Source organism: Clostridium sp. CM037 (assembly GCF_055081095.1).
Genome location: NZ_CM143650.1, coordinates 3,029,437 through 3,050,214, shown reverse-complemented (window position 1 = coordinate 3,050,214; position 20,778 = coordinate 3,029,437). Strand labels below are relative to the sequence as shown.

At 28.1% G+C, this 20,778-nt stretch carries 16 protein-coding genes; 11 read left to right on the top strand and 5 right to left on the bottom strand.

Annotated features, from left to right (window positions below; translation table 11 throughout):
* The first annotated feature begins 6 nt into the window (after positions 1–6).
* The 4 genes from ACWJKP_RS14760 (at position 7) to ACWJKP_RS14745 (ending at position 4,878) form a co-directional block, all read left to right on the top strand.
* Complete coding sequence (locus ACWJKP_RS14760) at positions 7–936, top strand: glycyl-radical enzyme activating protein (protein ID WP_165414187.1); 930 nt, start codon at positions 7–9, stop codon at positions 934–936.
* 571 nt (positions 937–1,507) lie between these two features.
* Positions 1,508–2,230, top strand: a complete 723-nt coding sequence (locus ACWJKP_RS14755) for a LytR/AlgR family response regulator transcription factor (protein WP_165414186.1) — start codon at positions 1,508–1,510, stop codon at positions 2,228–2,230.
* A gap of 708 nt (positions 2,231–2,938) precedes the next feature.
* Positions 2,939–3,535 (top strand): sensor histidine kinase, encoded by a 597-nt coding sequence (locus ACWJKP_RS14750; protein ID WP_224578825.1) that lies wholly within the window; start codon positions 2,939–2,941, stop codon positions 3,533–3,535.
* A 149-nt stretch (positions 3,536–3,684) separates the two neighbouring features.
* Complete coding sequence (locus tag ACWJKP_RS14745; protein ID WP_165414184.1) at positions 3,685–4,878, top strand: phospholipase C; 1,194 nt, start codon at positions 3,685–3,687, stop codon at positions 4,876–4,878.
* Between the two features lie 228 nt (positions 4,879–5,106).
* Here the strand turns inward: ACWJKP_RS14745 and ACWJKP_RS14740 are convergent, their stop codons facing one another.
* The 4 genes from ACWJKP_RS14740 to ACWJKP_RS14725 form a co-directional block, all read right to left on the bottom strand.
* Positions 5,107–5,967 (bottom strand): DUF6544 family protein, encoded by an 861-nt coding sequence (locus ACWJKP_RS14740; protein ID WP_165414183.1) that lies wholly within the window; start codon positions 5,965–5,967, stop codon positions 5,107–5,109.
* Positions 5,967–6,557, bottom strand: a complete 591-nt coding sequence (locus tag ACWJKP_RS14735) for a TetR/AcrR family transcriptional regulator (protein ID WP_165414182.1) — start codon at positions 6,555–6,557, stop codon at positions 5,967–5,969. Before ACWJKP_RS14735 ends, ACWJKP_RS14740 begins: the two co-directional genes overlap by 1 nt.
* Before the next feature lie 188 nt (positions 6,558–6,745).
* Entirely contained in the window at positions 6,746–7,009 is a 264-nt protein-coding gene (locus ACWJKP_RS14730) for a GyrI-like domain-containing protein (protein ID WP_165414181.1), read from the bottom strand.
* Between the two features lie 20 nt (positions 7,010–7,029).
* Positions 7,030–7,572, bottom strand: coding sequence for a MerR family transcriptional regulator (locus ACWJKP_RS14725; RefSeq protein WP_165414180.1), 543 nt, complete (start codon positions 7,570–7,572; stop codon positions 7,030–7,032).
* Between the two features lie 240 nt (positions 7,573–7,812).
* Between ACWJKP_RS14725 and ACWJKP_RS14720 the strand changes: the two genes are divergently transcribed.
* Positions 7,813–9,138, top strand: coding sequence for an MATE family efflux transporter (locus ACWJKP_RS14720; protein WP_462961290.1), 1,326 nt, complete (start codon positions 7,813–7,815; stop codon positions 9,136–9,138).
* Between the two features lie 24 nt (positions 9,139–9,162).
* On the opposite strand, the gene ACWJKP_RS14715 is transcribed toward ACWJKP_RS14720, so the two are convergent.
* Positions 9,163–9,816: a pentapeptide repeat-containing protein gene (locus ACWJKP_RS14715; RefSeq protein ID WP_462961289.1), complete on the bottom strand. Its 654-nt coding sequence runs from the start codon at positions 9,814–9,816 to the stop codon at positions 9,163–9,165.
* Positions 9,817–10,050: 234 nt separating this feature from the next.
* Here ACWJKP_RS14715 and ACWJKP_RS14710 point away from each other — a divergent pair, with 234 nt between their 5' ends.
* The 6 genes from ACWJKP_RS14710 (at position 10,051) to dptH (ending at position 20,494) form a co-directional block, all read left to right on the top strand.
* Positions 10,051–11,169 (top strand): HipA domain-containing protein, encoded by a 1,119-nt coding sequence (locus ACWJKP_RS14710; protein ID WP_165414177.1) that lies wholly within the window; start codon positions 10,051–10,053, stop codon positions 11,167–11,169.
* Between the two features lie 382 nt (positions 11,170–11,551).
* A complete protein-coding gene (locus ACWJKP_RS14705) occupies positions 11,552–11,776 on the top strand; it encodes an HRDC domain-containing protein (RefSeq protein WP_462961686.1) in 225 nt (74 codons plus the stop codon).
* A 227-nt stretch (positions 11,777–12,003) separates the two neighbouring features.
* The gene (locus ACWJKP_RS14700) at positions 12,004–12,126 is read left to right on the top strand and encodes a hypothetical protein (RefSeq protein ID WP_462961288.1); all 123 of its coding nucleotides are present in this window, start codon (positions 12,004–12,006) and stop codon (positions 12,124–12,126) included.
* Positions 12,127–12,174: 48 nt separating this feature from the next.
* Positions 12,175–13,965, top strand: coding sequence for a DNA phosphorothioation-dependent restriction protein DptF (dptF, locus tag ACWJKP_RS14695; protein ID WP_462961287.1), 1,791 nt, complete (start codon positions 12,175–12,177; stop codon positions 13,963–13,965).
* 6 nt (positions 13,966–13,971) lie between these two features.
* Positions 13,972–15,381, top strand: coding sequence for a DNA phosphorothioation-dependent restriction protein DptG (gene dptG / locus ACWJKP_RS14690; protein ID WP_462961286.1), 1,410 nt, complete (start codon positions 13,972–13,974; stop codon positions 15,379–15,381).
* A complete protein-coding gene (dptH, locus tag ACWJKP_RS14685; RefSeq protein WP_462961285.1) occupies positions 15,362–20,494 on the top strand; it encodes a DNA phosphorothioation-dependent restriction protein DptH in 5,133 nt (1,710 codons plus the stop codon). Before dptG ends, dptH begins: the two co-directional genes overlap by 20 nt.
* Positions 20,495–20,778 lie beyond the last annotated feature (284 nt).

The window sequence follows — 20,778 nt, the reverse complement described above, 5'->3', positions numbered from 1 at the left end:
AAGCAGATGCCGATAAGAAGAATTAATTATAAGCAAAAAGGCAAAATTTTTAATATGCAACGCTTTTCTATTCATGATGGACCTGGGATTAGGACAATAGTGTTTTTTAAAGGTTGTCCTTTAAAATGTGATTGGTGTAGTAATCCAGAATCACAGGATCCATTAGTTCAAATTATGTTTAATGAAAAAAATTGTATTGAGTGTAAAAAATGTGAAAAAAATTGTCCAGCAGGCGCAATTGATATGCTAAGACCTGGAAGAATAGATAGAGAAAAATGCACAAGTTGTGGACTTTGCGCTGAAAATTGTTATCCAGGAGGTATTGTGAAATCTGGGGAAGAAACTACTGTAGAGAAGGTAATGACTGAACTAAAGAAAGAAACTATTCAGTTCAGACGTTCTGGAGGTGGAGTTACATTATCTGGAGGAGAAATGCTTATGCAACCAGAATTTGCAATTGAACTTTTAAAAGCTTGCAAGTCAATGGGATGGCATACTGCAATAGAAACTACAGGCTATGCTAGTGAAGAGACCATAGATAAGATAATTCCTTTGGTTGATTTAGTGCTTTTAGATATAAAACATTTAGATGATGAAAAACATAAAAAACATGTTCATGTAAGTAATGAAATAATAATAAGAAATGCTAAAAAAATTGCTGCTTTTGGCACAGAGCTTATTATAAGAGTACCTGTTATTCCACAATTTAATTGTGATAAAAACAGTATATCTGATATTGCTAAGTTTGCAAAAAGTTTAGGGATAGTACAGCACTTAGATTTATTACCATATCATAAGCTTGGGGCTAATAAGTATGAGAACCTAGGATTAGATTATATAATGGGACAGGAAATTAAAACGCCAGATGAGGATACTATGAATAACTTTAAAAAAGTAGTAGAGGAATATGGATTGGAATGTTCTATTGGAGGCTGAAGATAATAAAAATGCAGAAATTATGCATGAAGCATTTAATGAATTATCAAAGTTTTAATAATTATAGTAAAAAATATTAATACTTGATTGAATCTTAATAATAATTTACCAATACCAGCTACATTTGTAGCTGGTATTTTATTAATTAGATTTACTTTATAATCATGAAGTTGTATTATATTGCAAAGATTATTTATGTTAATTTATTACTTGGAAAATAGATGTCAAAAGACTCTAGTATTAATTGAAAGAAGCTTTAGTTGAGTATGATGGATAGGCATTTATTGCTTATCCATTATTTTTTGTGTCAATTGTCAGTAGGGTAGCATTATTTTTAATATACAATATGACAGCATTCCCCTAATTTAGCAAAGTTATTATGATAGAATGGTTGAGATTTCTTCTGTAATTCCCAGGAAAAATGTTTCAATAAATAAATTCATAGAAAAAGGTGATACGCCGCTTTATATCGCTAAAAGAAATGTTTGATATTCAATGCGGACCAGCGGGATACCTAATAAGAAGTACGATGTTGACATTGTATGGTAACGTATAAAAGGAGTTGATTTTTATGAAATATACAATTGCAATCTGTGATGATGAACCTGTTCAAGTAAGAGTTATTGAAAAATATATGGAATCATTCAACAAAGAAAAAAAATTTCATATCATTTGTTCTAACAGTGGTGAACAATTACTTTCCCAAATACAATACAAGCCTGCACACATTTGCTTTTTAGATATCCAAATGAAAGGAATGAATGGACTGGAAATAGGAAAAAAAATTAGAGAACTTAATAAAAATGCAATCATTATATTTATTACAGGATTTAAAGATTATGCATTGCATGCTTTTGGCATAAAGGCTTTTGACTACATTATCAAACCGATTACAGAAGAGAGATTTAAAAATTTATTTCAAGAAATATCCGAAAAGCTGAAAATTACCTATCGTTATGCAGAAGAGGAAAAAGACCTAACTATCAAAACTAAGGAAGGTATCTACAACATTAAATACGATTCCATCTACTATTTTGAAAAACATTTGAGGAAAATCGTTGCTGTGTGCAAGGGAAAAAATTTAGAATTTAATGAAAGTTTTAAAAATCTAAAGGATCATTTAGATATGACCTGTTTTACACAATGTCATCAAGGATTTATTGTAAATAATAAGAAAATTTCATTTTACAAAAATCAACAAATTTGTGTGGAAAAAATAAATCTATATATTCCTGTAAGCAGAGCATGTGTGAATGAAGTTAGGAGAATTTCCTGTCATAATTTATTCCGTTAGGAGGTGGGATACATGTGCTTTTTATGGGGAGCTTATAAATTCTCAATTAATCTACTAGAATGTTACATATTGTATTTTTTTCTTACTCTAGTTCTTCAAAAAAAAATTAAAAATAAGTATACGGTTGTTTTCATTATTCTATTTCAAAGCATCCTTCTTCAACTTATAAATAAAGGGTTAGGGCATGCAAACTTTTTAGGGGTTATCCTTATTTTATGTGTTACTATTGTAATTTATTTTATAACCCTTAATTGCAACTTAAGAAATCTATTTTTTGTAATGATTCTGTTTATGGGATGTCTGGCAACCTTTGATTTTCTCGGTGTTATTATTACAAGTATGGTATTTCACGTTTCTCCGGGTCTTCTTGTGCAAAAAAACATTTATAGAGTAATCAGTGCAGTGACCACCCGAATAGTCATGTTATTTTTTATACAATTTAAAGTGAGTACTTCTTATATTAGAAAAATTCTTATTTACCAAATTACTATTGTTTTAATGATAAATATATTTTTCAATTCTATTTTTTTTAATATATATGAGGGGAAAACTTTTTTTAAAACTAATTTTTTTATAGGATTCATTACCCTCTGTATAATACTTTTCAGTTTTGTTATCATGAAAATTATCCAACAAATTTTAATCTATTCAAAAAAAGAGGTAGAATGGTCTCTACAAGAAATAGAATATAAAAAGCAGATCTTTTATATGAACAATATACAAGAGTTAATTCATACATTAAGAGCACAGAGACATGACTTTAACAACCATATCAGTTGTATCTACGGGCTTTTAAAGACAGGAGAAATAAATGTCGCAAAAGAATATTCTGAAAAACTAGCAAGTAAAACATCAGAAATTAATACTATTCTAAACATAGATATTCCTATTATTGCAGCATTGTTAAATTTCAAGTTATCTATCGCAAAAGAAAGAAAAATTGAATTATATATAGATATAAATTTACCTAAAGATATTAAAATAGATCCTGTGAATATCTCTATACTTTTAGGAAATGCACTAGATAATGCCATAGAAGCTTGTGAAAATATAGCAGATGGAAATAAGTTCATTCGAATCAAAATGTATATAGAAAAGGTACATCTAATCATTAAAATTACAAATACCACAAACAGAGCAAAACAGGAAGGTACAGAGGAACATAAAACAACACATCCCGATAAGGAAAACCATGGGTTCGGACTTGAAAATATAAATTACATAGTAAACAAATATGATGGTTTAATACAAATAGAAGAAAAAGAAAATTTATTTATACTGAACATTGCTCTTTTAATAAAATGATAAAAAAATTACCTGTAAATACAAAAAAATATTCGATTATGACATTTCAACAACCAATCATGCAAATGCTATTTAAACCTTTACATAAATGTGTATAATTATAATAAAAGAAGCAAAATTTTGAAAGTAAAAAAGGGGGAAATGTAATTATGAAGAAAACAAAACCTTTAATTATATTAATCTTTACAGTTGCAACATTTTTTATGACCGGTACAGCTTACGGTTGGAATGGTAATAAGGATGGAACGGGAACTCATGCAGTGATTACGGATCAAGCGGTGGAAATGTTAAATAACGACTTAGATCCAGGTGAACCACAGAAAGTAAAAGATAATATAGAACTTTTAAATCAATATATTAATGATTTGAGAATTGGGTCTACTTTCCCAGATTTTGATCCAAATGGATATGATTTGTATCAAGACCACTTCTGGGATCCAGATACAGGATATAATTTCACTCATACGGCGCCATGGTATACTAGTTATACTGTTACAGAAACAGCAGACAGTCAAAGTAGAAAATTTTCAGCACTGGCTTTAAATGAATGGAAAAAGGGGAATTACCAAGATGCTTCAAAACTACTTGGACAAGCTATTCACTACCTAGGAGATATCAACTGCCCTTATCATGCTGCGAATATTACAGCGGTAGATAGCGTAGGACATGTCAAATATGAGACATATGCCGATAATAACATAGGCAAGTACCTTCTTAATACAATGAATGGAACGACTAAGGAGTCAGTATATGCAAATGTTATTACAACAGCTGATTTTTCAAATTGGATTACAAAAAACAATACTTACTGGGGAAAGCTTTCAAAATCATTATATTTTTCCAAATCTACAATGTCTAACTCATATGCAGATTGGGATTATTCTCTGGGACAAGCATTACCAAATTCTCAAAAAAGTATAGCAATGTTCCTATATAGGTTTATAAATGAAGCATCGAATACTGTGCCAGTAGGATCACTTAACTTTAATCAATTACAAGTTGTTATTAAAACAGCAGACTTTGATTATGCAAGTACCAACGATTATGTATACTTTGGCATTGAAACACAGGATGGGCAGAAATTTGAATTGCCCTTGGACAATCCGGGAAATGATTTTGAAAGAAATCAAACAGACAGCTATAATTTGACTTTACCTAAAACTATTAATGCAGATACTATTACAAATACATGGTTAAGAAAAGCTATATACACCGCTCCGGGAGATGATTGGAAGCCTGAAAATATAAAGGTAATCATTTGCGGAGAGGTAAGACAAGATTTAAATATTACTTCAGTGTTAAGTGGAGACGTTAAATATACGATGCCTTTTAGCTTAAAATAAGAGTGCTAGAAATGCTATGTATTTAGTATTTTATAAAAGTTGAAAAGAATTTTTCAAAAAAAATATTATGCAAAAGGGATTTCTAAATATGGAAATCCCTTTTACATGCATTAGATTAATAAAGATGTTAAATCATTATCTTTATAAAAAGTTTTTGCGGAGTTTATAACTATAGGACTATGTTCATTGTAGTTGTGTTATATTCGTTATGTAATAACAATATTAGATTTACTTTGTAACGTTATATTTTACTGCTATATTCCTACTATCAAAGTATATAAAGTCTCCTGTTTCTAAGTGCCATATAGCTTTTAGAGTTGTTGGATGCTTTATTCCGTTCATATCTTTATACTCTTCGCAAACTGCTGACCACTTTACCTTTTGTATGTTACCATTTACATCGCTATATGATCTATCATCTGTAGTGAAACTTGTGATTGCACCATTATCATCAAATGCGAAGATTCCACTTGCTGATATTCCATAATAGGTTATAGTAGCCTTTGCGTGGTTTTCATCAATTTCTTCCCAATTAATAAAGTCTTGCAAAAAACTGTTTGGCATTAATAAACCTTCTGCAAGGTAGGTAACAAGGCATGATTTATCCATGCCTTCACCCTTTTCATTAAATAAAGTTATAGCCTTTCCGATAACGCCTTTCATAGAACCTATGCCATCTTGGTATTTATCAATACCCTCAAAAGGGATACCAAACATGCTTGTGTCAACTAATGCAATCCTCTCTGGTTTATCTACAAAATTGTAGTGGGTGTATTTAATTTTGAGCTTCGGTTTACCTAATAATACAAAATCAACATCGTAGTAATAGGCTTTCATGTTTGACATTTTAGGTGTACCAATATATCCGCAATACTTAAAATATTTTTGCACTGGTGAGGGTAGTTTTGAAATATCCTCTGTGGTAAAAATCCCATTTTGTGTTTTCATATTTGCTATTTGATAATTTGTTAATTTTGAGAAATTTGATTTTATGGGTGAATAAGGAATCTTAAACCATATTAATACACCTAAAATAAATAAAGCAATAACTGCTAAAATCCAAATTATAATTTTTTTACCTCTTTTCATTATTTAGTAACTCCTTTAACAAGTATTTCTACATAAGCGTTTATTGTTGCATTTATCATATTTTCATCATAAATATTATTTAACACAAACATATTCACCACACCAAAGATGCCTGTAGTTAGTAGAAATGCTGTAAACTTGGTATTATCTATAACAAAATTCCCTAATGAAACCCCTTTATTCAGTATGTTTATAATCAGATCCATAGCGCCGTTATCACTTGCCATCTCACCTGTAGTATTAACACCACTTAAAAGCGTAGCCTTAAATTGTTCTCTGTGATTTAGTATTAACTGTGCAAGTGTTAAAAGGCCTGTTTTTAAAGCTATTTTAGGTGTCATACTTTCAAAATCAATACATAAAAGCTCTCTAAATATTCTATCGTAGTTATCAAGGGTAATCGCTTTTATAATGTCATCCTTATTCTTAAAATAGTTGTAAATCATAGCAGGGGAGTATTCAATTTCATTTGCTAGTTTTCTAATAGACAGCTTCTCGTAACCATGCTCTATTATCAGTTTACTTGCGCTATCGAATATTTTTTGTTTTAGTACTTTTTTATCTGCTTCGCGTCTTTTGGTTATCCCCAAATTTGCACCTCCTATATGTTGGTCAGTGAACACTGTTTATTATAATAACATTGTTCAAAAATGTCAATAAATTAACGTAGTAAATAAAGATGTTTAAATTGTTATCCTTTTCTTTATAAAAAGTTTCTATTGACAATATAAAAGTAATTCAGTAATGGGCTTATGTGTCTAGCTAGAAATAAGAGTAATTAATAAAATTTTACCAGAATAGAGATTTGAGTTAAATAGTCATTACTCATCTTACAAGAAAATGAATCTAGCAAACAATCCTCATAAGAATCATCAAGTATTTCATAGTTGTTTTGTGCTATAAAGTTTAATAATTTATAGTAAGATGTACTCGATGATTCATAGCTACCCTTGTGATTTATGCAAGCATAAGTCCCTTTTGGTTTTATATATAAGTACTCATTATGTATATTAGAGTTAATTTTAATATATAATTTGTGCAAGTTTGTAAAATTATTATTTTTTATATCTTTTTCCTCAACAATTGCGCCAATGGGGTTTTCATTATTAAAAAAGAGATTTTTTTACAAAAATTCATAAATTTTATCATTTCCATTGTTATAATCTTAAAGTCATTACTTTCAACTTGTTCTGATTTTATGATAAATTCTTCATCACATTCTTTGATATATGGTTCTGAAATATATTCAGATTCTATAGCTTTTTTTGTTATATCTATTTTATTCTCAATCTTTTTTTCAATATTTTTTAAATGTTCTATTTGTTTTTTTAATGAATTGTTTTCTTTTTCTAATATATTGATAGCATTTTGTGGGGTTCTAGTATCTAAATATTTTTTAATATCCTCAAGTGATAAACCGATATCTCTTAGAGTAATTAGTAAATCTAAAGTATCAAATTGCTTTAAAGAGTAATATCTAAAGTTGTTATTATTTTTATATTCAGGAGAAAAGATTCCTTTTTTATCGTAAAAAATTAAAGTTTGCTTTGAAATATTTGCAAGTTTTGCAAACTCTCCAGTTGAAAAGTATTTATTATCATTCATTTTAAAGTTCTCCTTTATTTTAATAAAGCTATTGCGTATATAGTAACTATATACCTTAGAATACAAAGTGTCATTAAATCATCTCCTGAGGAGCTGAAATATTAACGACGTCAGAATGAGATTTATACTCCCACTGAGGTTTTCTCTTTGTTATAGTATAGAACTCCAACTTATAGAAGTGGGAGACTTACCTTCTGAACTGTCGTTAAATAGTATGAATTTAAAATATGGAGGATATTTATGGAGAAATTGTTTTCAAAAAAGTTAAGTTTTATGGAATTTATTAAATTTGTTTCACCAGCTATAATTTCAATGGTTTTTATATCGTTATATACAATTATAGATGGTATTTTCGTAGCACAATTTGTGGGATCGGATGCTTTGGCAAGCATTAACATAGTGCTTCCAATAATAAGTGTTTTGTGTGGTATAGGAATCATGTTTGCAACAGGTGGTAGTGCACTTATATCTATATCTATGGGTGAGAATAAGTATGAGGAAGCTAATAGTAGATTTTCTTTAATGCTATTAGTAACTTTAGTTATAGGAGTATTTATTAGTGTCTTTGGATATATCTATCAAGAAGAAATATTTAAATTATTAGGTGCTACAGATGAATTAATGCCTTATGTAAAGGGTTATGGCATAATTTTTTTGGTAACTGCACCAATTTTCATAGTCAAGATACTATTTGAATATTTCCTTAGAGCAGAAGGAGCCTTTAATTTTAGTATGTTTATTTCTATACTAGGTGGAATTATTAATATAATTTTTGATTATATATTTATGGTTATATTTGATATGGGAATAGTAGGTGCAGCACTTGCAACTATACTAGGGGCGTTTATTACATTAATAATTGCATTTTTCTATTTTATGTCTAGCAAATCTACTTTAAAATATGTAATTCCAAAGTTTAATTTTAAGATTATATTAGAAAGTGCCACAAATGGATTATCGGAAATGGTTACAGAGCTTTCTGCGGCTATAACAACAATCTTATTTAACTTTGTTGCTATGAAATTTGCAGGGGCAGATGGAGTGGCGGCTGTTACTGTAGTCTTATATGCTCACTTCTTAATGACATCTACTTATTTAGGGTTTGTGTGTGGAGTAGCGCCAATGGTAAGTTTTAATTATGGTGTTAAAAATGAAGATAAGTTAAAAGAAATTCATAGTCATTCAAAGAAGTTTATTTTGATATCTTCAGTTTTGATTTTTATAGTATGCTTAGCATTTGCACCTTTTATAGTTGGATTTTTTGCAAGTCCTGATAGTGATGTTTTTGATATAGCATTAAATGGTCTTCAACTTTTCTCAGTTGCATTTTTATTTGTAGGAGCAAATATTTATGTTTCAGGAATTTTTACAGCATATTCAAATGGGAAGATTTCAGCTATAGTATCTTTTTCAAGAGCATTTGTTTTTGTGATTATAGGGTTCATGTTTTTGCCTAACATGCTAGGTATAAACGGTGTTTGGATTATAGTACCTTTTGCGGAGTTTATAACAATAGGACTATCAATTCTATTTATTAAGAAATATAAGCAAGTTTACATGTATTAGTTCATGACAGGGTTATAAAGGTGATTATTTAACAATGAGACCTAGTATGCTCGATAGAGAAACAGCTTGCATAGTGTTAACTATTGCACCCTTAACATCAGCAATATTTACTCCTATACCTTCAAGATCGCAACTAGTAAAATCTATTCCTTTAAGACTTGTAAAATTCATTTGAGCATGGAGTAGATTAGACTCTTGAAATTCAACTTTTAAAAATTTTGAATTTTGAAAGTCGGAAGATCGTAATTGACATTGAAGGAATGCAACTTGCTTACAATTAGAATAACTAAAAAAAGCAAATTGACCGTTACAATTTTCAAAAATCACATTTCTAAGGGTGGCTTCATTTAAATTAATACCAATAATCTTACAGTTCACAAATTCTACTCTATGTAATGAAGCCTCATTAAAATCTACATTGGATAAATCACAATTTTCAAATCTCACATCCACAAGTTCTATACGTCTAAAAGCTATCTTATTAAAAATAACTTTTTTAAATATAACTTGTTTAAAATTTACCATGTCTGCTTTATGGTTTTCTAAAGAGCAATCACTAATAGTTCCATAAGAAAATATATCTTCATCCACTATATTTTCCTTAGATAACTCTATGATATCTAAATCGCTATCAAATTTAGGTCTTAAAACTTTCGTTTTTATTTTATTGTTTTCCATGTGTAATACCTCCATTTTAATTTAAAAACAAACAACCCTACGTAAAGGTATGCTCTAAACGAACACTTCATTTATTCTTTTTTATAATTACAAATATAATTATAACATTTTTTCTCTAAATAAAAAATTAAAGGATTGTAGAATTATTAAGCTAGCGATGGTCGTTGTTTAAAATACAAAGCTTGGTTATAATATAAGAGAATTAGAATATTCATTAAAGTATGGAGGGAATATATGAAAAAAATAGATTTTATAGACATAGCAAAAAAATATTCAAAGAAGGAAGAAAATAATTTTACTGGGTATTTGATGTATAAGGACAAACAAGTAGCTGAAATAAAAGATACAGAGTTTGTAAAGTCTATGGATGATAACCTATTACCAGCAATAATGATAAATAAGAATGTAGGTGCTTTAGAAGCCTGGCTACAAACTAGAGTGATAGACACTCATAGGACAAATTCAAGACAAGTAAGGCGAAGATTAAGTGTTAAATCAGAGGTGCCTAAGGAAATAGTTATTAAAGCTAGAGCTATAAGTATTACAGATAGTTATTGGTTAAAATGGACCAATGAAGATATAACTTATAGTGAAGTGAGAAGTAGGTTATCTGATGGACTAAATACTATTGCTTTATACGGTAATGCTACAGAAATAAACTTTAAAGATGTAGATATAAGTCCTGAATTAACCAACATAGGAAGTTTTGAGAAGTGTTGGAAGCTCATCGATGGATACTGGTACATGATAAAAAAAGGTACTTTGAAGGAAAATTTTGCTGAAGTATTAATAGGAAATATTGCTATTACGCTTGGATTCAATGCTGTTAAATATGAAGCGATTGAAGATGGAGCATTAGTTAAATGTAAAGACTTTACTAATAATTGCGAAGTGGATTTCGAGCCAATGTTCAGCTTTGTTCGTGACTATTGGGAAATTGATGATTCTATAAGTATTATAAAAGAACTTGGCTATATAGAAGATTTTTTAAATATTACATTTATGGATGCGTTGTGTTACAACATAGATCGACATACATTTAACTTTGGTATATTAAGAAAAGATGGAGAACTAATAGGCCTTGCACCAAATTTTGATAATAATTTAGGATTATCAGGAGTTCTTAATAATAAAGGTTTAGAAAATACCTGGTATTCAACAGCGTTTACAAGGAATAATTATAAGCCAATATTAGAAGAGTATGATTACGATCTACCTAAGATTGATTTAGAAGAGATAAAAAGAATTATAAATGATACATTGGAAGATTTTCCTATACTAAGGTCAGAATCTGGATTTAGTGAAATTGTATTTAAAATAATAAAAAATAATTATGAAGAATTATTAAAGTAAGAACATTTTGGAGAAAAAAACCTAAAATATGTATAAAAGCTAAACTTCATCTAACTTGTGAAACTTAAAAGAAATTATAAAGATAAACCTGTATCAAGAGAAATGTTAACTAAATTAGTTGATAGAAATCCATTAGAGGTTACTTACATATAATATAAAATTAAGAAAAAAGAAAAAAGTATATATTACTATTTAAAATGCATTATACGTAATATATACTTTTTTTGCGCATAAAAATAGTTGTTAGCAAATGAGAATTTCTAAATGGAATCTCGCAAGTCGATATGATAATAATTTTAGGAAACAGTATTTCATATATAGCTGAATTAGGAGCAAAAGCTTACAAAAATAATTTAGCTAAAGATATAATGATAATGGGGGGATAGGTCATTCAACCAAATATTTAATTCAAAATGTATTACAAGATGACAAGTATAAAGATATTGATGTATATGAATACCTTATATTTAATAATGAAGTATTAGAGTTATTAATTCAGAGTAAACCAATAACAAAAGATGAGCTTCAACAAGTTAAAGGCTTTGGGCTGAAAAAAATTGAGAAGTATGGCGATGGAATATTGGAGATTATAAATAGAGGGGAATAATAATTCTGATTTAGGGCATTTAATATGGAGTATGATAGCTTGAATTTATTGGTATAAAAACAGTTTAAGCCATTGCTAATGTAAGAATTTATATAAATAAAGATAGTGTAAACGCTATCGGTTAAACTGGGAGGGATTACTAATAAAAATTGATTTAAGTGAAGGAAATGCATGTTTTTGATTCCTAGATGTATAGTGGATGTGGATGATTATAGGGGTGGAGTAAGATGGTTAAATTTAATAAAAGAATAATCACCAGTGATTCTACTGCATTTAAAGAAAACATTTTAAAAGATGTGTTATTGATAGAGGCTATGCAAAGTTGCCATGTTTTAATTTTAAATAAATAGTAAAGTATAGTATAATAAAGTATAAACTTCCAAGAAGGAGGCAATATAGTGAGTCAGATAAAAGAATGCTTAATAGAAGAATTAAAGAGATTAAAAGAATCATCAAAGGAAGCGGTAGAAAATTTAGATTCTTTTAGTGAGTTTAAAGAGTACATGCATGTAAAAAGGAAAGTTCAAGATGAATTATATGACTTAATAGAGAAATCATCAAAATCAAATAAATCTCAGTTAATATTGGTTTGCGGTGGGGTTGGTGATGGGAAATCTCACTTAATATCATATTTTAAAAACAAATATGCAGGCTTAATGAATGAATTTATTTTACATAATGATGCCACCGAAAGTTTAGATCCAGAAAAGACTTCAATTGATACTTTAAATGATGTACTACAAAATTTCTCGGATGAAAAATTAAATAATGGCGTAATTGAAAAATGTATATTAGCTATAAATTTAGGAACTCTAAATAACTTTATTGATTCGGAATATGGATCAAATTACACAAAATTAACGCAGTATGTAGCAGATGAGAAAATATTAGAAGCTAATATAACTGAAAATTATTTTGCTGAAAATAGTTTATTCCAGTTTATAAACTTTAGTGATTATCATATGTATACGCTAACCAATCAAGGTGGAAGGTCACAATACATAAAAGATATAATAAATAAAATCACTGGGGAAAATGATAAGAATCCATTTTATATTAGCTACAAAGAAAAATGTTGCAATAGCTGTGAACAAAATGAAAGATGTCCAGTTAAATATAATTACGAATTATTAATGAACGAACAAACTAAAAATAAAATTATAGATTTATTGGTGGAAGTAATAATCAAAGAAAAAATAATTATTTCTACAAGAGCTCTATTAAACTTTATGTATGATGTTATTGTAGATAGCCGTTTTGATAATATAACATTATTAAAAATTAAAAATAAATTGAAAAAATTAAACTTTAAAGAATATTTAGAATGTATGATGCCTAATATAATTTTTGATCATAAGGATTTATCTAAGATATTAGAGGCATTAAAAAAGGTTGATCCCATAAATTTAAGAGATGAAGAAATGGATGCAATCATTATTAAATTGAATAATACTACTAACTTATTTAATGTATTCAACCAGAATATTAATATTAAAGATAACGATTATTTAACATTAGCTTTGAATAACAATTCTATAAAAGAAGAAAAGCTTGATACAATTAAGGACAAAGATGCTTTAAGAATAAATATAATAAAGTATTTCTTAAGATTATATTCTTTTAAATCGATAGATAAAAGTAATTCTTTTAGAGATGAGTTATATTATGATTTCATAAAGAACTTATATTACTGGAATAATGGAAATAAGAATGAACTTAAAAAAACACTTCTTGATGTTAAAGAAGCAATATACAAATGGAACGGCGACAATAATGACAAAGAAAGAATTAATATAGTCATCGGTAAAAATCAAGGTAAGTATAAAATAAGTCAAAAATTAAATGTTATAGGTAATATTAAAAATTATGTTGAAAAAAATGATCAAGAATTATTTAAGTTTATTCCAGAATTGATTTTGGAATTTGAAAATAAAAATAACAATAAAAATATAGTTTATAAAATTGAGATAGATTATTCTCTATATAAATTACTTATGAATATTAAAAATGGGTACAGGCCTAATAAAAAAGAAAAGAATAATTATATTAATTTTGTCGAATTCATGAATAATATTATGTTATTAGGATCACAAAATCAAGAGTTAGCATTTGAATATAATATTGCGGGAATAACTAAAAAATACAAGTTGGAGTTTGATGATTATGGAGAATATTGTTTTTTGGAGTGATAAATTATGAGATATACGATAAATTTTGATGAAATTAGAAGTGATTACAAGCTTAATGATGAAAAGAAATCATTACAACATAATGCAGGTAAGAAAATATCTATTTTGCCTTATACAACACAATATAAAGCAGTATTTAAAACAAAGGTAATAAATTTCTCTTCATGCATAGGAGAATTTTCTAGAAGGCTTACCAATAAATTAGAATATAAGAAAGATATAAATGAAGAGCTAATAAAAAATGTGATGAATAAAGTTAAAATGGAAGAAGAAAATAGAAGTGTATTTAAGGGTATGATGAAAGAATTATTTTTTGATAAATATGATAGTATTGAAATTTTCCATCCTCAGGTTTTAAACTACGTCACTATTGAAGACATTACAAATAAAAAACTTGGGCAGTTTTTATTTGATGTACTTGTAAATAAAGATGAAGAAGTTATAACTAAAATAAAGTCAGCATATATTGATGAACCAGAAAATATTTTTTTAAGACTTATTGTAAGATGTTTGCCTGAACTAGGAGAAATAAATACTGATAATAAAACCACATATAGAAATTTTATGCCATATATATCAAATTTATTTATGGAAGACCTTAAGTATATGCTAGATAAACCTAAATTTTATACTGAAAACATAGAAAAATTATTGAAATATTATTACTTCTTTTATGTTTCACAATTATCTATTAATTTAAATAGAATGTTTGAAGCTGATATATCTAAACCAGTTGAGATATATTTTAATTTAGATTGGGAGAATACCTCTAAATCTAGGATAAGTTACAATTCTGGTTGGAAAGTTATAGAGAATGCTATAACTACATTATTTTCACATGCTAACTGTTTGGAATTATTAAATCATAACGATTACGAAGAAAATTCCACATATTTAGATTTAAAAGAAATTATTGATACCATGGATAGTGAAGAATTAAAAGAATTTAATTCAAATTTGGAAATGCTAATTGAAATTTATAAGGTACATGTGGATGATGTAGAATTTATAACATACAATATTGCAAAGCATTATGAAAATAATGAGGCGTATCAACATATATTTGAATTATATAAGTTAATTAACTATCAATTTGTTAATTCTGGAAGAAAAGGTAGACAGCTTGATTATAGCACTTGGTTCACAGAGTTTTGTAAAGTGAATTTTTTAAGAAGAAGAGGACAGTTGGGATATACTTTGAATTTTACCGAAGACAACTTAATTTTTATGACTAATTTATGTATAAAGGATAAAGGAAAGTTAAAGTTAAAGGATTTATTTAAAGAGTATGAACGACGTGGAATTTTCTTCGATAGAGATTCGCAAAATAAGGTAGTTCAGTTATTTGAGAAATTAAATATATTAGAAAAGAAGAGTGATAGTGGTGATGCACAATATGTTAAATCAATTTTATAATTATTTATCAAAAAAAATTGTTATCTACCTTAATGAAGTAAACATTAAAAATGGTGACAAGTTTAATATACAATTTGAAAAAGAAGAGCAGGTAAAGGGTTTATATGAAGAGTTAGAAAATGTTTGTTCTTCAGAAGTATTTAAATATACAGCAAGTACAGATGAATATATAACGTTTAGTTTTAATGTTAATGATATAAAGATTATTGTTGCGGCAACTATTAATAACATTAAGCCTGATTTTTTAACATTGTTACGTAATAAAGCCGGAAGTAATGAAGAGCATCTATTTAAAAATACAGCAATATTATTTATTCACAATACTACACTAGATAGTATTGTAGGGGGGACTGTAAGCTTCCAAAGAGAAGGAATGCCTTTTCACATAAAGTCTATAGTTGAAGATATAGCATCAGAAATAAAAGAGAGTAACCTTGCACGGTCAGATAAACTTATAATTAAGTATGATTTAGATAAAAGAACGAATCAAGTTTATGAAGAAAATACGTCTTTATTTCAGTATGAGGATATTTTAAAAGTATTAAATAGTAATGGAATAAAAGAAGAGGAATATAGAAGTTTTGGTTTATTTTATGACCGAAAATTAAATGATGAAATTATCAGCGAAAAAGATGCTTTTAACAGATTAAGAAATAATGCAGATATATTTACTAAGGTAGATAATATACATAAGTATGGTGATCCAGAACAGCAATTAGAAAAGCTTTTTGATGATGAAGGTGTTGAAAAACTAAAAAATTCCAATTGGGAAGATGTTAAGTATAAAGATGTTAAACATTCTATGGACATAATAATCAATAAAAAGAAATTAGAATATGAAGGGCATAAGTTATATGACCTGGATGAAAGCGAATATTGGGATAAAGAAGAAGGCTCAGGTGTCGCTAAACGGAGAATTAGAAATATATTAATTTTCAATAAAAATAAATTAGATAAAATTAGATTAGAGTATATTTTTGATGATACACTAAAGCAAAGAAATATTACGATAGGAAAAAATCAAGAAGCATCAGCAAAAACTTCTGGGAAAAAGTTATTAGTTGAAATAGATCATGAAATGAACCGAGTATGTTTTAATAGTGTAAAATATGAGGATAAAGATAGTAGTAAGGTTAAATTTGAATTTAAAATATTAGTGATTGATTTTGATAGCAGCTTGTTTCGAAATGAAGTAATAAAAACTAATTATAATGTTTATATGAAGGGGAAAGTAAATCTATTACTTCTTAATGTAGAAGATAAAGAAATAGTTTTAAATCCAACAGCAGCATCTATTAATAAAATAACATTATCTGAGACAAATGGCGAGGTAATAATATCTTCACTAGATGAAAGGATAGAGATATTTAATGATTTAGTGGCTGATGAAACCACTGGAATTAGCAAATTCAATTTAAACATTGATGGAACAATTATACCTTTAGCAATTAAAGATGAAGGTAGCAAAGCGGTAGTAATAACTGGTCAAAGTGTATGGTGTTTAAAAAGAGAAAAGAAAAGTAGTTTCCAATATATTAATAATAAACTAATACATGGTACCAGGGAGTATTACGCAAGGGATGAGTTTAGAGAAAATCTAATAAAAGAAAAAGCAATAATCAAAAGTGGTGGATTGTATTTTACTGAAAGAGATAATGAATTAACTTTAGTAGATATTGATATAGATGTAGATTTAAAAGTATCTTATATGCAATTAATCGAGTATTATAAAGTTAATGAACTAATACCAAGTGTGTCATATTATAACGAAGAATTAACTAAATTAAGTGAAAACTATGTAAACAAGTATTTAGAAGTGGCAGATAAAATTAAAAATGGTGACTACATAGAAAATGAAGAAGAAATAAATCTATTAAAGATAGGCACAATAAGTAAAGAAGATGGAGATAAAGAATTAATATTAACACCTCTACATCCTTTAAATGTTGCTTATCAAATTAGATTAAATGAAGTAGTAGGTAATGAGAAAATTCCTGATGAATTAACTAGAAAATTAGAATCGATATATTTACTTCCGTATCTTTGTCCAAGAGAAGGAAATCTTTATAAGCCAGTGGAGCAGCAACATTCGCCAGAATGGAAGTATTATGTTGATTATAGATTACCTAGATATAAAGGTTCAAGAAACTTTGTTTCAAAGTTAGTTAGAGAAAAAATTGATGAATTCATCGAACACTTTTCTTATATGTTTGAACTTTCAGCAAAGTCTGCTGTTAAAATTAATCTTATAAACACAGGAGACTGTAAGGAGATATTACAAGGTATAATTGAGTTTTATACTACTAAGCTTTTGAAGAAAGTAAAGCCAGAGGACTTGCTTCCTATAGATATAAATATATACTCTGAGAAAGACACTTCCAATGTATTTGAAGAAATGTCATTTTACAATACACCAACAGAAACAGAAGAAAACATAGGTGTAGACTTTAAATTCAATGATAATAGTAATGACTACTCAAAGGAAGATGTATTAAGTATTTATAGAGACAAGGTTCATTTCTATAAGAAAAATAATGAAACTAATAATTATGAATATTGTCATGTATCTTTTTATGAGATGGAACAATATGCTGTTGAAGAAGACAGTACTATGAATGATATAAAAACAGGAGTTTCTTTGGAAGGATTAATATCAGGGGTACCTTCAAAATTTTTGGGGAGCTCTTATAGAACTGGATTTGGAAGCAAGTATATGGAACTAAATGAAAATAATAGTTTATTAAGGTTAGCAATAAAATTAAATTCTTTAGTGAAAGTTATAAAAACTAATTCACCATATAAAGAAAATATTTGCAGAACAACCTCAATATCAGAGGAAAATAAAAAGTTGTTAGACAAAATATATGATTCGTCACATTGGGTAACATTCATAGATCCAAAAGTTGATTTGAACTTTTTTAAAAATGATGAAGAAGCAAAAGACTTATTAATTATCCATTATAGTGATCAATATACTTCCTCAAGCGGATATGATGCAATTACTGTTACACGTAAATCCAAACAGTATGAAGCCATAATAAATGAGTTCTTACATGGAAAGAACATAGATTGTAAACAAGGTGCAGCTATAGATGTCATAAATTGTTTTAATGCTGTAAATGGGGATTGGTTACTAAGATTAATATCGAGCAACTCACAATTTCCAAGAGAGAAGTTAAGTATAATTTCTGCTATAAAATTAAGTCTTGCATATTTCTATAATCCTAATATAATATTGGTACCTATTTCATTAGAAGAAATTCTAAGAGTATCTGGTGGAGCGGGACTAAATAAATCAGATGGTTTATTCTCAGTTAAAAATCTAGGCGGAAAAGGGAAATATTCAGATGATTTATTACTTGTAGGAATAGAAAACACTGCTAAAAAACTAAAGATTCATTTCTACCCAATAGAAGTTAAGATAGGTAAAAATCAACCAGGGGTTATAGATAAAGCATTAGAACAAGCATTTAAAACAAGAGAGTTTTTTGAAATAAACCTTATAGATGAAGAAAATGATAAGAGAAGAGCAAGTAAGAAAATTTATAGAAACTTTATAATGCAACTAGTTATAGTAAGTGCAGAGAAAATGAAATTATATAATATTTGGGAAGAACAGCATTGGGATGAAATAATTGAATCGGAAGTTAGAACTAAACTTCTAAATGATGATTATACTATAAGCAACGAACTTGATATGCATATAGGACGTGGAGCAGTAATGTCTTTTAAAGAAGGGGTAATATATAGCACTGCTTCAAAATTTGAAGAATTCGAAGGCCAAAATTTTAACGTTATTAATCTTTCGGAAGAAGAAGGCTACAGGCATATTGTATCTAATGTTAATGAATTAAAAGATGAAATTGTTAATGGACACACTGATTTTGTAAAAGAAGAACTATTATTTAATACGTATGGAGTTCAGGATCCAGGGCCTATATCTCCTACATATAAAACAGATAGTGATAAGCCTATGGAGATTTTATTTGGGTATAATGCGTCAACTAATAAAGAGATAAAATGGTATCCAACAGATACAAATAAAACCTTCCATACCAATACTGGTATAATTGGAACCATGGGGACTGGGAAAACTCAGTTTACAAAATCATTAATATATCAGCTTCATGCTAATGATAAATATAATGTAGGAGGTAAAAAATTAGGCCTACTAATATTTGATTACAAGGGTGATTATATAGAGAGTGAATTTGTAAAAGCCACTAATGCTAAAGTATATAATATTTTTCATTTGCCATATAACCCATTAGCATTAGTATTAACGGAGAATCCAAAGCCTCTTTTACCACTTCATACTGCTAATACTCTAAAAGAAACTATTTCGAAAGCCTTTGGATTAGGAATTAAGCAAGAAACGTTGCTTAGAGATAAAATAATGGAGGCATATGAGAGAAGAGGAATAAGTAAAGTAGATAAAAACACTTGGAGTAAACCAGCGCCTACATTAAACGATGTATGCAAGCTGTATTTAGAAAATGAAGATGTGAGAGAAGATAGTCTTTATGCAGCACTTATGAATATATACGAGTTCGAAATATTTGAGCCAGATATGAGAGAAACTAAATCCTTGTTTGAACTAATAGATGGAGTAACAGTAATTAATTTAGCAGGTTATGATACTGGTATACAAAATTTAATAGTAGCGATAACGCTTGATATATTCTACACTCAAATGCTTGTCTTGGGTGAAAGTAAAACAGAAGGGCAGTATAGACAATTAACAAAATTAATATTAGTAGATGAAGCAGATAACTTCTTAGGTAAGAACTTTGAGAGCTTAAAGAAAATACTAAAAGAAGGAAGAATGTTTGGTGTAGGAACAATACTTTCTACTCAGTTATTAAGTCACTTCTCCACAGGAGATAATGAATATGCAAACTATATTCTATCTTGGATAGTTCATAATGTATCTGACTTAAATAATAAGGATGTTAAATTTATATTTAACGCTAAAAATAAGGCAGAAGAAGACAATATATATAGTAAGATAAAATCACTGGAGAAACATCATAGTTTAGTTAAGTTTGGAAATGCAGACAGGCCTATTTATGTTAGGGATAAGGCATTTTGGGAATTGATGAAGGGAAAATAAAATGTATCTAAAAATACAGCCTAAGAAACCAGGCTGTATTTTTAGATTTGATAATTTACATATAAGAGCCTTTGCAGAAAAAACAGCATTGATAATTGATTGAGAAAAGAACTCCATACTATGATGATAGTTTTATGTTGAAAATTTGATTTTCAACATAAATAACTGTTTTTGTCTAGTATAAAAACATGCACCGCGGAACTTAATAATTGATTGGGCTATTAAAAACTAATAAATGGCTGTGATAAACTAGTTGTTACCGGTAAAACTATATGGACAGATCT